Origin of the sequence: Thioalkalivibrio sp. AKL7 (assembly GCF_000381705.1) — a bacterium.
Lineage (GTDB): Bacteria > Pseudomonadota > Gammaproteobacteria > Ectothiorhodospirales > Ectothiorhodospiraceae > Thioalkalivibrio > Thioalkalivibrio versutus.
In genome coordinates this window covers 78,763-92,672 of the sequence record NZ_KB906951.1, presented here as the reverse complement: position 1 = coordinate 92,672, position 13,910 = coordinate 78,763, and the positions used below count along the sequence as shown (strand labels likewise).

The following is a 13,910-nucleotide window of genomic DNA, read 5'->3' as shown; positions in this document are numbered from 1 at the left end:
CTCCACCCGCGCCGGCCCCGTGCCCGATTCCACCTCGCCTGTGGCCGTGCGCAGCCTTCTGGTCGTGCTCGGCGACCAGCTGGCCCCGGACCACCCGGGTCTGCAGGGACTGGACCCGACGCAGGATCACCTCTGGATGGCCGAGGTGGCCGAAGAATCCCGACATGCCCCGTCGCATATCGCGCGGACCGCGCTGTTCCTGTCGGCGATGCGTCACTTCGCCAAGGAGCGCCGGGATGACGGCTTTTCCGTCCATTATCGCCACCTCGGCGAACGCCCCGAGCAGACCCTGAACGACGCCCTGCGCGCCGACCTCGAACACCTCCAACCGCAAAACGTGCGCGTATTGCAGCCGGGCGAACACCGCGTGCTGCGCCAGCTGCAGGCCGCCTGCGCCGACCAGGCGATCCCGCTCGAGGTCCTGGACGATCCGCATTTCCTGGTCCCGCTGGACGCTTTTCACCAATGGGCCAGGGGCCGCAAGCAGCTGCGCATGGAGTATTTCTACCGCAAGCAGCGAAAAGCCCTGGGCGTGCTGATGAACGGCGACGAGCCCGCCGGTGGACAATGGAATTTCGACGCCGACAACCGCGGGCATTTCGGGCGTGACGGCCCCGGCCTGCTGCCGCCACCCCTGTCCTTTCCGCCGGACACGCTCACCCGCGAGTGCCTGGGCGACATCGCCCGGCATCTCCCGGACCTGCCAGGACAGGCCGACGAGTTCGACTGGCCCGTCACCGCGCAGCAGGCACAACAGGCGCTGGACGACTTCATCCAGCACCGCCTGCCCGCCTTCGGCACCTATCAGGACGCGATGTGGACTGACCAGCCCTGGCTCTACCACGCCCGCCTGTCCACCGCCCTCAACCTGCACCTGATCCATCCACGCACGGTGATCGACGCCGCGGAACAGGCCTGGCGCGATGGCCATGCCCCGCTGGCCGCGGTCGAGGGCTTCATCCGCCAGATTCTCGGCTGGCGCGAATACGTGCGCGGGCTGTACTTCCATTTTGGCGAGGCCTGGCACGAGTGGAATGCCCTGGAGGCCGACCAGCCGCTCCCCGCCCTCTACTGGGACGCCAAGACCTCCATGCAGTGCCTGCACCAGGCCGTCGGCCAGACCCTGCAACTGGGCTACGCCCACCACATCCAGCGGCTGATGGTCACCGGCTTGTTCGCCCAGCTGCTTGGCGTGCGCCCTGCCGCGATCCATGCCTGGTACCTGGGCATCTACGTCGATGCCGTGGAATGGGTGGAGCTCCCCAACGTGACTGGCATGTCGCAGTACGCAGACGATGGCCGCATGGCCTCCAAGCCCTACGTGGCCACCGGGCGCTACATCCAGCGCATGAGCAACTACTGCGCGCACTGCCCGTTCGACCCGGCCGAGGCCCTGGGCGACAAGGCCTGTCCGTTTACCACGCTGTACTGGGACTTCCTCGACCGCCACCGCGACCGCTTCGCCCGGCATCCGCGCACCGCGCTGCAGTGGAAGCACGTCGAAAAGATGGACCCCGAACGCCTGCAAGCCATCCGCGACCGGGCCGGAGAACTCCGCAAGACTCTCGCCCAGGGAGACCGCATCTGATGCAAAGCCCCGGCCCCACCCTCGTCTGGCTGCGCCGCGACCTGCGCCTGACCGACCAGCCCGCGCTGCAGGCCGCCTGCGAACGCGGCGGCCCGGTGATCCCCGTGTTCATCCACGCCCCGGAGGAAGAGGCCCCATGGCAGCCAGGTGCCGCATCCAACTGGTGGCTGCACCACAGCATCAACGCGCTGGACCACGACCTGCGTGCGCAGGGCTCGCGCCTGACCCTGCGTGCCGGTCCCAGCCTCGACACCCTGCGGGCCCTGGTCCGCGAGACCGGCGCCACCGCCGTCTACTGGAACCGGCTGTACGATCCCGCCATCGTCCTGCGCGATCCGGACATCAAGGCCGGGCTGCGCGCCGACGGCATCGAAGTACACAGCTTCAATGCCCACCTGCTGATCGAGCCCTGGGAGGTCGCGACCGGCCAGGGCACCCCCTACAAGGTCTTCAGCCCGTTCTGGAAGGCCTGCCTGCAACGCGGTATCGACCGCGCCCCGCTGCCCGCACCCGCCGATCTCCCGCGACCCGAGGCCTGGCCCGACTCACTCAATCCCGAACAGCTGGGGCTCCTGCCCGCGATCGACTGGGCCGGCAGCCTGCGCGCCACCTGGACCCCGGGCGAGGCCACGGCCCGTGAGCGCCTGGAAGCATTCCTCGACAACGCCGTGCGCGCCTACGCCGAGGGCCGCGACCGCCCGGATCAGGACGGGACCTCGCGCCTGTCGCCGCATCTGCACTTCGGCGAGATCTCGCCGCGCCAGATCCTGCGCGCCTTGCGCCAGGCCGGCCTACACCCGGACAACGGCGGCCCCGAGGCCTTCGTGCGCGAACTCGGCTGGCGCGACTTCGCCCATCACGTGCTCTACCACTTCCCGCACACCCCGGAGCAACCGCTCAACCCACGCTTCGAGGCCTTCCCCTGGCGCCAAGCCGATCGCGACCTGCGGGCCTGGCAGCGCGGCGAGACCGGGCTTCCGATCATCGACGCCGCGATGCAGCAGTTGTGGGAGACCGGCTGGATGCACAACCGCCTGCGCATGGTGGTCGCATCCTTCCTGACCAAGAACCTGCGCCTGCACTGGCAGCACGGGGCCCACTGGTTCTGGGACACGCTGGTGGACGCCGATCTCGCCGCGAACACCCTGGGCTGGCAATGGGCCGGCGGCTGCGGTGCCGATGCCGCGCCCTACTTCCGCGTCTTCAACCCGCAAACCCAGGGCGAACGCCACGACCCCGACGGCGCCTTCGTGCGCCGCTTCGTCCCCGTGCTCAAGGATGTCGAAACGCGGTATATTCACGCGCCAGGCGCCGGCGGTGCGCGCGGCTATCCGGCCCCGATCGTGGACCTGAAAGCCAGCCGCCAGGCCGCACTCGAGGCCTTCGAGGCCGTAAAAAACCACTGACCCAGACAGGCCCAACCATGACCTTTTCCGAACAGAATCTGTACTACCCGAAGAATGTCAGCTACAACTTCAGCCGCTACGACGAGACCACTCCCGTGCGTGTGACCCACGACGGCAAGCGCTTTGTTGGCCAGTTGCTGAACTGCGTGGCCCCCTTCCGCATCCGTGTCACCGAGGAAATCACGGGCCCGGGCGCCTCGCGCTTTACCCCGGTCCGAGAAATCGAGATCCAGAGCCTCGACGGCGTGGAATACCTGCACAAGGGCCACCACGGCCACTGAGCGGCATGTAAAGGCCGGACCGCTTTCCCGATCCGGCCTTCCATTACCCCCCTGACGTTCGCACCCGGAACCCTGCATCGCAGAATCGGGGAAAACACCGATGCATGTCATTCATGCAGTGTTTCCCTGGCCTGCTACCCTTGAGACAGGACATCCGCAAAAGGGACGAACGCCATGCAACGCCTTCTCGCCTCCTTCCTGGTGTGCACCCTGCTGATCCCCGGCCTGGCACTCGCTGACAAGCCCGGCGACCAGCGCGCCATCGCCGGCATGGACACCGGACGCATCCTCTGGGACATCACCATTGCCGAACCGGAACGCCTGATTGCCCGCCTCAGCGTGATCCGCGAGACCTATGACGACATGCAGCGCCAGGGCCTGGAGCCGGAAATGGTCTTCGCCTTCCGTGGCGGGGCGGCCGGCCTGATCGCCCGCTCCACCGATCACCTGGAGCTCGAGGACGTCTCCGCGGTGCGCCATATCCATGAGCGCCTGGAGGGCTTGCTGGAGCTGGATGGCATTCACATGGAAGCCTGCAACATCGCCACGCGGCGCTTCGAGCTCGAACCAGACGACCTATTGCCGGGCATCCACATGGTCGGCAATACGTTCCTGTCGATCATGGGTTACGAGCACCAAGGCTACGCGACCATACGCATCGACTAACCCCGACCGCGGAATGCCGTTACAATCGAGTCGGGCGGACATTCGGTCGGCCCCGGGATCGCGCCGGAGGCACGGTCACCGGGTCATTTGACCGGGTCACGAATGGCAGCGAAAGACTGCCGAAGAAGACGAGGGGAGGCCTCTTTGGCGCATATGGAAATCACGACCTTCGGGACCGTTGGTGTACGCGTGGAGGACCGTGACATACCCGCACTTTCCGGGACCAAGCTCGGCCTGCTCCTGACCTATGTGGCCGCCGAGACCCCCCGGCGCATCCCGCGCGAGGAACTGGCCCGCCTGTTCTGGCCGGATCTGGACGCCGACAGTGCCCGGGTCAACCTGCGTCAGGGACTGTTTCAGCTGCGGCGCCAGCTCCCCGCCGGGGACCCGCCCCTGCTCGACACTACGCCCCGCTATGTGCGTTTCCAGCCACAACCGGAATCGTGCATCGACTTCCTCACCCTGCATCGCGCCCGCGCCGAACGCCGCACCGTCGAGGGCCGCGAGACGACCGCCCCACCTGCCGAGCGTGCCCGCGCCGAGCGACGCACCGCCGAAAGCCGCGCAGCCACCGCCGCACATCCGAACCTGGCGATCGTCTGCGACTACCGCGGGCACTTCCTCGAGGGCCTGCGCGCCCTGCAGGACCTCCCGGAACTGTCCGCCTGGGCCCAGGCCCAGCGCGACCATCACTGGCAAAATCTGCTCGTCTTCATCACCCACAACCTCGTCGCACTGGCCAAGCCCAACGAGGGCGAACCGCTGCTCGCCGAGCTGCACCGCCTGCTGGCGATGGAGCCACACGACGAGACCCTGCACCACCTCTTGATGAAGGCCCTTGCAGCCAGTGGTCATCCGAAGCGCGCGCTCGATCACTATGCCCATCTCGAGGCCGAGGCCGGCAAGGCGCCCGGCGAGCTCCTGACGCGCACGCGCGAGGAAATCCTCGGCGCCGAACGCGCCGAGGCCAACAGCCAGCACGTCAACACCGAGGAGGCCGAACCGGCCATCCTGCGCCCCGAACGTCGGCGGGTCACCGTCGTGGCCTGCCATGTCCAGCCCGACGCGGAAGCCGACATCGAGATCCAGCAGCAGCAGGTGAACCGCGCCCTGGAACACGTCGACTTCGTCCTGCTGAGGCATCATGGCCATGTGGTGCCCTCCCCCGGACACGGCCTGCTGGCTTATTTCGGCTACCCGGCCGGTCGCGAAGAGGCCACGGTCGACGCCGTGCACGCCGCCTGGCAAGCGCTGGAGACCGCCCCCGCCGACTGTCAGCTGCGTCTGGCCGTGGATACCGACCTGATCGTCACCGGTGCCGACCCTGAGCTGCCCGATCCGACCGGCCAGCTCACCGCCCGCGTCCACGACTGCGCGCAACACGCCGATCCCGGGACCCTGCGCGTCAGCGCACCGACCTACGCCCGTGTCTCGGGGTACTTCAGCTTCCGCGAGGCAGAGGACGCCACCGGTGCCTACGTCGTCACCGGCGACCCCGGCCCGCTGGACCGGGTGGATGCACAGAGCCTGCGCGACCTGACGCCCCTGACCGGGCGGGGTCAGGAACTGCAACAGCTTCGGGGACACTGGGACCAGGTCCTGGAGAGCGGCGAGGTCCGCTTCGTGCTGGTCCAGGGTGAGGCCGGGCTGGGCAAGAGCCGGCTTGCCCGGGGTCTCGACCAGCAAGTCCGCGGGCAGGCTCGCTCACGCTACCTGCTCAAGTGCCGCGAGGATCGTACCCGGCAGCTCCTGGCGCCCGTACGCCAGGCCTTCGCCACCTGGATGGGACACGATAGCCTGCGCGAGGCCCGCCAGCGCCGCCTCGAAGGCGCCCTCAAGACCGTGGGCACATCTCCCGAACTCGCACCACGCCTCGCCCATTGGCTGACCCACCCGGAAGCCGACGGCCCCGAGAGCCTGGCCCACGAGGGGCTGGACCGCGACCGCATTATCGACACCCTGGTCGAACTGGTCCACCGACGGGCGGCCCATGGTCCGACACTGCTCATCTGCGACGACCTGCACTGGATGGACTCGGGTACATCGGAATTCCTGCGGCGGCTGTACCAGCGCCTGCATCACCGACCGATCATGGCCATCCTGACGGCGCGCATGAGCTTCCGCTCGTCGTGGCGCGACCTTTCCCTTGAGCACGTCCGCCTGCTTGGCCTGGACGCGGCCGCCGCGCACGATCTAGTGGACCGCCTGGACCCCAACGGACGCTTGGCGAGCGGTCTGCGCGAGCAGCTGATCGAACGCGGCGAAGGCGTCCCCCTGTTTCTCGAGGAACTGACGCGTTACGCCCTCGAGGCCGCCCGCACCGGCCAGCTGCCGGACACCCTGCCGCCAGGGCTCTCCAATCTTCTGGTCGCGCGTCTGGAACAGCTCGGCAGTGCCCGCGAACTGGCGCATTCCGCCGCAGTCATCGGGCGCGACTTCGATACCCGAATCCTCAGCCGCCTGCGCGGCCAGCCCGCCGATACCATCCGCCGCCAGCTGACGCGCCTGACCGGGAAGGGTTTCATCGAACCCGCCGGCATGGTGGATGGTGTGCGCTATCGCTTCCGCCACGTCCTGTTCCGCCAGGCGGCCTACGAATCGATGCTGCTGAGCGACCGCACCCGTCTGCACGGCCAGCTGGCCGACTTGATGCAGGAAGACGGCGAGCATGGGATGCAGACCGCCGACTGGGGCCGCATCGCCAACCACCTTTACCACGCCGATCGCTATCCGGAAGCCGTAAACGCCTGGCTGCAGGCCGGCGAAGCCGCCTTCGCCCGCGGCATCCTGCCCGAGGCCTCGCACTACTTCGAGGACGCGCTGGACTGCCTGGAGCGCCACCCAGAGGCCCACGCGAGCGGCGATCCGGCGACCCACGAACATGACACCCTGCGCGCCCTGGGCGGCCTGGGGGCCTCCAACCTGGCCCTGCTGGGCTACGGTTCGCGCACGGTCAACGACATCTTCGAACGCGCCATGCGCCTGACCGCCCCGGAACAGGACCCGGTGCAGTACTTCCGCGTCCTCTGGGGCCTGTGGCACGGCGCCGGCTCCTGGCATGGATTCCAGGAGGCCCATCGCCTCGCCGCGGAGATGGAGCAACTGGCCGAGCGCTCCGGCGACCGCCTGCTGCGGATCGCGGCCCATTATGTCCAGGGCAACACCCACTTCTGGACCGGCCGCTTCGGCGAGGCGCTGGAACACCAGACGCGGGCGGTCAAGCTCTATCGCGACGCCGACCACGCAACCCTGGTGGCGCGCCATACTGAAAACCCGGCCATCAGCGCCCGGGGCTTCATGGCCTGGACGTTGCTCCATCTGGGAAATCACGCGCGCGCCTGGACCGAAATGGATGCCGCGTGCCAACAGGCAGACCAACTCGGCCATCGGCCTACCGAGGCCTTCGTGCATGCCTTCCGCTCGGTACTCGGTTTCTACTCCAGCGATCCGGAATCCGCGCTGCCCGCAGCGCGCCACGCGCTCTCCATCGCCCGCGAGTACGACTACCCACTCCACTGTGGCGCACCGCCGGCATCACCCTCGAGAGTTGGGCCCTGGCCCGGCAGGGCCAAGCCGATGCCTACCAGGCCATCGAACAGCAGGTCGAGGCGATGCGCCACATCATGGATGGCGTCAACACCATCTTCCAGCTCATCCTGCTGGACGCCCTGGAAGCCAGCGACATCGCGCCCGAACAGCGCCTGGCGATGGCCGACGAGGCGCTGGCAGGCTGCCGCAAGCGAGGCGACCTCGCCTTCGAACCGGCCATCCGCCGGCTGCGCGCCGTCGCCCTGCTCGCCAACAGCGACGGGAAAGACGACAACGGCTGGCAGGAACTAGAAAGCGCGCGCCGCATCGCCCACGAACAGGGCAACCCCAACATCGAACGCCAGGCCCTGCTCGATTACGCCCGATTCGCCAGCGAGCCCCAGGTGCAATCCTGGGCCGAACGCGAACTCTTGCGCATCAACCACTGCATCATCCCGCGCCCGCACCCCGACGAACCCCGCCAGCGCGATCCCCGCCTCGCCTGACATCATCCGCCGGGACAAGCGCCCGGCGGCCAAGGCGCTACCGGTGTGATCCCAACACCACAAAAGAAAAGGCCCGAACCTTGCGGTTCGGGCCTTTTCGGGATATGGCGTCCCCACGGGGATTCGAACCCCGGTCGCCGCCGTGAAAGGGCGGTGTCCTAGGCCTCTAGACGATGGGGACGTAGAGGCAACGTCTTCTTCTTACTTCCGTCTTACTCGGGTGGGCCCTTGGGCCGGTCTTCCTCGCTACCTGGTGCGCGATGCAGAAGCGTCGTCACCAGACCGTTGAACACCAGCAAAAACCCGACCGGCACCAGCGCGATGAGGGGCTTCGACCAGGTCTGTTCCCCGGTGAGCATCAGCCCGAATCCGCCGATCAATCCGATCACTGCCAGCACCAATCCAACGTAGAGCGATATGACTCCAAAACGATGCATTAATGAACTCGCAGTACCCCTGAGTGGTGGAGCCAGGCGGGATCGAACCGCCGACCTCCTGCATGCCATGCAGGCGCTCTCCCAGCTGAGCTATGGCCCCGTGTCAGGCGAGCGCGTACTGTAGCCAGCACCCCCAAATGTGTCAACCCGCTGCGGCGGAAATTTTCTGCAACGCACGGTCGATACGGGCCAGAACGCGCTCGCGACCAATGAGCACCAACGTGTCATCGATGGGTGGAGACACCGTACCGCCGGTAAGGGCGACACGCAGGGGCTGCGCCACCTTGCCGAGCTTGAGCTCCAGACGCTCGCCGGTGTGCACCACCACCTCGTGCAGCGCCTCCTTCTCCCACGCCCCGAGAGCGCTGAAGCCATCGTGCAGGGTTTGCAGCACGGGCTGCGCCTCGGCGGTCAGCTGCTTGCGCGCCGCCTTCTCGTCGTAGTCCTCGAACTCGCGATAGAAATACACGCTGTTCTCGGCCATCTCGCGCAGGGTACGCGCCCGTTCGCGCTGCGCGATGACCACATCGCGCAGTTCCGGCCCTTCGGAGGGATCGATCCCCAGCTGCCCCAGGTGCCAGCCCAGTTCCAGCGCGACGTGGTCCGGGTCCAGCGTCTTGATGTAGTGCTGGTTCAGCCACAGGAGCTTGTCCGGGTTGATGGCGGAGGCGGATTGGTTCACGTCCTTGATATCGAACAGGCGAACCAGTTCGTCCAGTCCGAAGATCTCCTGGTCGCCATGCGCCCAGCCCAGGCGCACCAGATAGTTGAGCAGGGCCTCCGGCAGGTAGCCCTCGTCGCGGTACTGCATGACCGACACCGCGCCGTGGCGTTTGGACAGCTTGGCGCCGTCGGGCCCCATGATCATCGGCAGGTGGCCATAGCGCGGCGGCTCCACCCCCAGCGCCTTGAGGATGTTGATCTGGCGCGGCGTGTTGTTCAGGTGATCGTCGCCGCGCACCACGTGGGTGATGCCCATGTCCATGTCGTCGACCACTACCGTCAGGTTGTAGGTCGGCGAGCCATCCGAGCGGGCGATGATGAGGTCATCCAGCTCGTGATTCTGGAACGCGACCTTCCCGCGCACCATGTCGTCAACAACTGTCACGCCCTCGTCCGGCGTGCGAAAGCGGATGACCGGCTCCACGCCCTCGCGCGGCTCGGTACGGGCGCGGCAGCGACCGTCGTAGCGCGGCTTCTCCTTGCGCGCCTTCTGCTCCTCGCGCATCGCGTCCAGCTCTTCCCTCGAGCAGTAGCAGCGGTAGGCGTGGCCAGCGGCCATCAGCTGCTCGATCACTTCGCGATACCGGTCGAACCGTTCGGTCTGATAGAACGGGCCCTGATCGTAGGTCAGACCCAGCCAGTTCATGCCTTCCAGGATCGCGTTCACCGACTCCGCAGTGCTGCGCTCGAGATCGGTGTCCTCAATGCGGAGCACGAAATCGCCGCCATGGTGGCGGGCATACAGCCAGGAGAAGAGCGCGGTACGGGCACCACCGATGTGGAGATAGCCGGTGGGACTGGGAGCAAAGCGGGTACGGAAACTCATGCGCAGGACACTCGATCAGGGGTAGCAAGAATAGGGGGAACTAGGGTAGCAGAACGATACTCCCCGATGACCCTGCAGCCCGGTTTCGGTTGGCTATACTCAAGACAGGCAACCACAGGGGCCTGCGCCGCCCAAAGGAGTCCTAATGAAACCGGTTTCGCTCACCCAACTTGCAACCATCGCTCTGGTCACCGGGGGATTCGCCCTGGCCGCTGGCAGCGCCACCAGCATGGAGCGCGTTTCGGCCGCCGATGAAGCCAAGGTATATTTCATCAGCCCGCAGGATGGCGACACCGTCGAGAGTCCCGTGCGGATCCAGATGGGCCTGCGCGGCATGGGCGTGGCCCCGGCCGGCGTCGAGGCCGACAACACCGGGCATCACCACCTGTTGGTGAACCAGCCGCTGGACGAGGTCGACCTGGATGCCTCGCTCCCCTTCTCCGACCACAAGCGCCACTTCGGAGGCGGTCAGACGGAAGGCGAAATCGAACTGGAACCAGGCACCCACACCCTGCAATTGCTCTTCATGGACTACCGCCACCTCAGCTTCGACCCGCCAGTGACCTCCGACAAGATCACCATCACCGTCGAATAGGCGACACAAAAAAGCCCCCTCCGGACCCGGAGGGGGCTTGTCATCGCCAGTGGCAACCGGTCGCTTACGGCAGTGACGGGATCTCGAACTGCGGCATGTCACCGGTCAGCGCGTGCATGAAGGCCTCCAGGTCCGCGACTTCATCGTCGCTGAACTCCATGCCCAGCATCTCCTGCCCCATGATGCGGATCGCCTCGTCCAGCGTGGCGGTCTCGCCGTTGTTCATATAGGGGTAGGTCAGCGCCACGTTGCGCAGGGTCGGGGTCTTGAAGGCAAAGCGATCACTCTCCTCCCCGGTCACCAGGTAACGGCCCTCGTCTTCCGAGCCCGGCACCTGGATGCGATGGAAGTGGCTGTCGGTCAGTGCCGGGCCACGGTGGCAGGCGACGCACCCGTTATCCGCGAACAGCTTCATGCCGCGCATCTGCTGCTCACTCATCGCGCCCTCGTCCCCAACCAGCCAGCGGTCCAGCGGCGAGTTCGGGGTATTCAGCGTGCGCTGGAAGGTGGCCAGCGCATGGGCCACGTGATCGGCATTGATCACGTTGTCACCGTCATAGTCCGGATAGGCGGCCTGGAACTTCTCCTGGTACTCGTTGAACTCTTCCAGACGCTCGATTGCGTCCTCCAATGGCATCGCCATCTCGATCGCGGCCTGGATCGGACCCAGCGCCTGGCCTTCCAGGTCGTCCTCGCGGCCATCCCAGAACTGGGCCGTGAAAAAGCCGGAGTTCAATACCGTCGGGGTGTTGCGCTCGCCGACCTGGCCATCATGCCCCACCGCGCGCGGGATACGGTCCGCCCAGCCCAGCGCCGGGTTGTGGCAGGTCGCGCAGGAGATCACGCCGGAGCTGGAGATGCGCGGCTCGAAGAACAGCATCTTGCCCAGTTCGATCTTCTCCTTCGTCATCGAGTTGTCCGCCGGGATCGGCGGCAGCGCCGGCAACGGCTCGAACACGTCGCGGTACTCGGAATAGTCGGTATCCGCCAGCACCGGGGCCGAGGCCCCCATGGCGACGGCCGCGCACGCCGCGAGCGCCGTCATTCGAAATCCGGAAAGTGTCTTCATGGCAGGTCTCCCTTGGGGAATGGGTGTCGGCTCGAACCGATCTAGACTCGGTCCAGATCGTCTGAAACCCACCCTACCCACGCGGGAAACCGGACGCGATCAAAAACGGGTATTCCGTTGATCCAGATCAACGGATACCGCTGCCATCCCGACTCAACGCGCCCTTGACCCTCAAACGAAGGCGCCGTAGGGTCCGCCTTGCCTTCAGGTGCCCCGGCCAGAACCGGCCGGGGATAATCGGGAAGCCGGTGCGCGAACACGCGTTCGCAAGTCCGGCACTGCCCCCGCAACGGTAGGCAGAGTCAGGGCGGATCCAATGCCACTGCGGCGCATCCCCGAGATGCCCGCGGGAAGGCGACCCGCCCTGGATGCATCACGCATCCACTCTGCGAGTCCGGAGACCGGCCTGGAGAACACCCGACGCCGCGGTGGGCGGCCGAGCGGGCCAGGACCGGTGTGCTCAACGACCGGCCCTACCCTGCTCCCTGTCCAGCGTCCGGCGTCGTTTCATCCACGGCGTGCGGGGTCGCTCGTCCAGGGGAGCACCACAACAATGGAAAACACCCATGTCCGACCGGGGCGACATGCCGTCCCGGCCCTTGCCACGTTTTGTCTGATGACGGCCACGAGTCTCGCGCCGGCACAGGCCGGCTTCGACTTCAGCGACGCGGAAGACGGCCTGCAGGTCACCCTGGATCCGCTAGTTCAGGGCCGCTACAGCTACAACCGAGACCCGGACGGCTCCCGCAGCGAGTTCGACTTCCGCCGCGCCTGGCTGGACAGCTCCGGGACCCTGTTCCACCCCGATCTGAGCTTCCGTCTGCAGCCGGATTTCAGCAGCGGCGAGCTGTCCATGCGCGACGTCTGGCTGCAGTACGCGCTGGGCGAATCGCTGAGTCTGCGGGCCGGTCAGTTCACCGTGCCCTTCGGGCTGCCACGGGATATCGGCGGGCCCAATCGCCTGTTCACCGAGCTGAGCATCGCCGGCAACCAGTTCGAGGTCCCGGCCGGACGCGACACCGGCGTCGCCCTCCTGGGTGGCGCGGCCGACGACCGCGCCTGGGCCCTCGGCGTGTTTGACGGCCGGGGGCGCCTCGACCAGCGCGACGAGCGCCCATCCACCTCCGGGCATCTGCTCAGCGCCCGCAGCGCCTGGGCCCCGGTAGGGGCGGTTCCGCGCGACAACACCACCGTGGGCCAGGCCGTGGAACACACGGTCGCCCTGGGCGCCGGCGTGCAGGCCGCCAGCCGCAATCACCTGCGTGACTGGAGCCGCGGACTGGAAGGCACGGTGGAGCACCAGCGCGCCGACTGGGTCACCGCCACCGCCGACGCGGTGGTCAAGTTCGGCCACACGTCTCTCTCGCTGGCGGCCTTCCGCCGCAATGTTTCCCCCGACCGGACCACGAGCTACCACGACCTGGGTGCCGAACTGGAACTGGCGCAGTCGCTGCCGGTGGCGGGGCTTGAGCTCGCTGCCCGCCACGCGGTATTGCGTCACGATGCCGACGACGACCTGGAAAGCGACGAGCGCTGGCAGCGCGAGTGGGGCGCCGGCCTCAACTGGTACCACCGTGGCCAGCGGCAGAAGACCCAGCTCATGTGGCTGGACCGCGACAACGACACCTCGAACTGGGAGCTGCATCTGCAGCACCAGTTCCGCTTCTGACTCGCACAGGGAGAATCGACATGAAATGGACACAATCCATCATCCGTCACTCGCTGACGACCTTCTTCGCGACAGTCCTGTTACTGACTGCCGCAGGAACCCTGATCGCCGGAGAGGTAACGATCCCAATGCCGGGCCCCTGGGGCAAGTATCACGAGACCCTGGACGATCCGGCCGATGTAGACGCCCCCGAGGCCTTCCAGCGATTCCGTCAGCAGAGCATGCAGGGCACATCCGCCACCTACCGCAGCATCGAGCAGATCCTGCGTTATGGCGCACCATTCGCCGGACGTCTGCCCGATCTGGCCGAGGAACTGGCGCGCCGCGCCGACGACATCGAAACCTGGTTCGCACGCGAGACACCCGCGCGGCACGGCGAACCCGGTGCCCTGCCCGCGGCCTGGGAAGACCCGGACTTCGCCGAGTACAAGGCCGCCTACCGCGAGGCCGCCCAACAACTACAGCGCAAGGTGGAGTCGGCCGAGGACCTAGGGAACGAAGACTTCCAGCTTCGCGCCACCGAGGCCCTGAACGGCGTGCGCCACCATTGCCTGGCCTGTCACGACAACTACCGCCGCCGCTGAACCGGGTAGGAACCAAGGGGCCGCCTGGGCGG

10 protein-coding genes, 2 tRNA genes, 1 pseudogene and 1 riboswitch are annotated in these 13,910 nt (G+C 67.0%); of the genes and pseudogenes, 8 read left to right on the top strand and 5 right to left on the bottom strand.

Features of this window, described 5'->3' with window-relative positions; translation table 11 throughout:
- Positions 1–40 precede the first annotated feature (40 nt).
- From G315_RS0109415 to G315_RS13795, 5 genes and pseudogenes are all read left to right on the top strand, one after another.
- Positions 41–1,588 carry a cryptochrome/photolyase family protein gene (locus tag G315_RS0109415; protein ID WP_019612395.1) on the top strand — a complete coding sequence of 516 codons (1,548 nt, stop codon included), beginning with the start codon at positions 41–43 and terminating at the stop codon, positions 1,586–1,588.
- The gene (locus tag G315_RS0109410; protein ID WP_018145997.1) at positions 1,588–2,994 is read left to right on the top strand and encodes a deoxyribodipyrimidine photo-lyase; all 1,407 of its coding nucleotides are present in this window, start codon (positions 1,588–1,590) and stop codon (positions 2,992–2,994) included. The genes G315_RS0109415 and G315_RS0109410 overlap by 1 nt, the downstream gene beginning before the upstream one ends.
- 17 nt (positions 2,995–3,011) lie before the next feature.
- A complete protein-coding gene (locus G315_RS0109405; RefSeq protein ID WP_018145998.1) occupies positions 3,012–3,275 on the top strand; it encodes a hypothetical protein in 264 nt (87 codons plus the stop codon).
- 174 nt (positions 3,276–3,449) lie between these two features.
- Positions 3,450–3,941, top strand: a complete 492-nt coding sequence (locus G315_RS0109400; RefSeq protein ID WP_018145999.1) for a hypothetical protein — start codon at positions 3,450–3,452, stop codon at positions 3,939–3,941.
- 153 nt (positions 3,942–4,094) lie between these two features.
- A pseudogene (locus G315_RS13795) lies at positions 4,095–7,975 on the top strand (AAA family ATPase).
- 105 nt (positions 7,976–8,080) lie between these two features.
- Here the strand turns inward: G315_RS13795 and G315_RS0109390 are convergent.
- The 4 genes from G315_RS0109390 to gltX form a co-directional block, all read right to left on the bottom strand.
- Positions 8,081–8,156: transfer RNA gene (locus tag G315_RS0109390), tRNA-Glu, on the bottom strand.
- 31 nt (positions 8,157–8,187) lie between these two features.
- The gene (locus tag G315_RS0109385) at positions 8,188–8,412 is read right to left on the bottom strand and encodes a hypothetical protein (protein WP_019568239.1); all 225 of its coding nucleotides are present in this window, start codon (positions 8,410–8,412) and stop codon (positions 8,188–8,190) included.
- A gap of 24 nt (positions 8,413–8,436) precedes the next feature.
- A tRNA-Ala gene (locus tag G315_RS0109380) sits at positions 8,437–8,512 on the bottom strand.
- A 42-nt stretch (positions 8,513–8,554) separates the two neighbouring features.
- Entirely contained in the window at positions 8,555–9,961 is a 1,407-nt protein-coding gene (gene gltX / locus G315_RS0109375; RefSeq protein ID WP_019612393.1) for a glutamate--tRNA ligase, read from the bottom strand.
- Between the two features lie 145 nt (positions 9,962–10,106).
- Here gltX and G315_RS0109370 point away from each other — a divergent pair, with 145 nt between their 5' ends.
- Positions 10,107–10,556 carry a DUF4399 domain-containing protein gene (locus G315_RS0109370; protein ID WP_018951232.1) on the top strand — a complete coding sequence of 150 codons (450 nt, stop codon included), beginning with the start codon at positions 10,107–10,109 and terminating at the stop codon, positions 10,554–10,556.
- Positions 10,557–10,620: 64 nt separating this feature from the next.
- On the opposite strand, the gene G315_RS0109365 is transcribed toward G315_RS0109370, so the two are convergent.
- On the bottom strand, positions 10,621–11,601 hold the full coding sequence (locus tag G315_RS0109365; RefSeq protein ID WP_019612392.1) for a cytochrome-c peroxidase: 981 nt from the start codon (positions 11,599–11,601) through the stop codon (positions 10,621–10,623).
- 213 nt (positions 11,602–11,814) lie between these two features.
- Positions 11,815–12,050: riboswitch (cobalamin riboswitch) on the top strand.
- A gap of 128 nt (positions 12,051–12,178) precedes the next feature.
- Here G315_RS0109365 and G315_RS0109360 point away from each other — a divergent pair.
- A complete protein-coding gene (locus G315_RS0109360) occupies positions 12,179–13,294 on the top strand; it encodes a porin (RefSeq protein WP_019612391.1) in 1,116 nt (371 codons plus the stop codon).
- Positions 13,295–13,314: 20 nt separating this feature from the next.
- Positions 13,315–13,878, top strand: coding sequence for a cytochrome c (locus G315_RS0109355; RefSeq protein ID WP_019612390.1), 564 nt, complete (start codon positions 13,315–13,317; stop codon positions 13,876–13,878).
- Positions 13,879–13,910: the final 32 nt, after the last annotated feature.

Bases quoted from the DNA above. Each gene is read 5' to 3' on its own strand.
- G315_RS0109410 (WP_018145997.1), top strand. From the start codon at position 1,588: ATGCAAAGCCCCGGCCCCACCCTCGTCTGGCTGCGCCGCGACCTGCGC.
- gltX (WP_019612393.1), bottom strand. From the start codon at position 9,961: ATGAGTTTCCGTACCCGCTTTGCTCCCAGTCCCACCGGCTATCTCCAC.
- G315_RS0109385 (WP_019568239.1), bottom strand. From the start codon at position 8,412: ATGCATCGTTTTGGAGTCATATCGCTCTACGTTGGATTGGTGCTGGCA.
- G315_RS0109370 (WP_018951232.1), top strand. From the start codon at position 10,107: ATGAAACCGGTTTCGCTCACCCAACTTGCAACCATCGCTCTGGTCACC.
- G315_RS0109360 (WP_019612391.1), top strand. From the start codon at position 12,179: ATGGAAAACACCCATGTCCGACCGGGGCGACATGCCGTCCCGGCCCTT.
- G315_RS0109365 (WP_019612392.1), bottom strand. From the start codon at position 11,601: ATGACGGCGCTCGCGGCGTGCGCGGCCGTCGCCATGGGGGCCTCGGCC.
- G315_RS0109355 (WP_019612390.1), top strand. From the start codon at position 13,315: ATGAAATGGACACAATCCATCATCCGTCACTCGCTGACGACCTTCTTC.
- G315_RS0109400 (WP_018145999.1), top strand. From the start codon at position 3,450: ATGCAACGCCTTCTCGCCTCCTTCCTGGTGTGCACCCTGCTGATCCCC.
- G315_RS0109405 (WP_018145998.1), top strand. From the start codon at position 3,012: ATGACCTTTTCCGAACAGAATCTGTACTACCCGAAGAATGTCAGCTAC.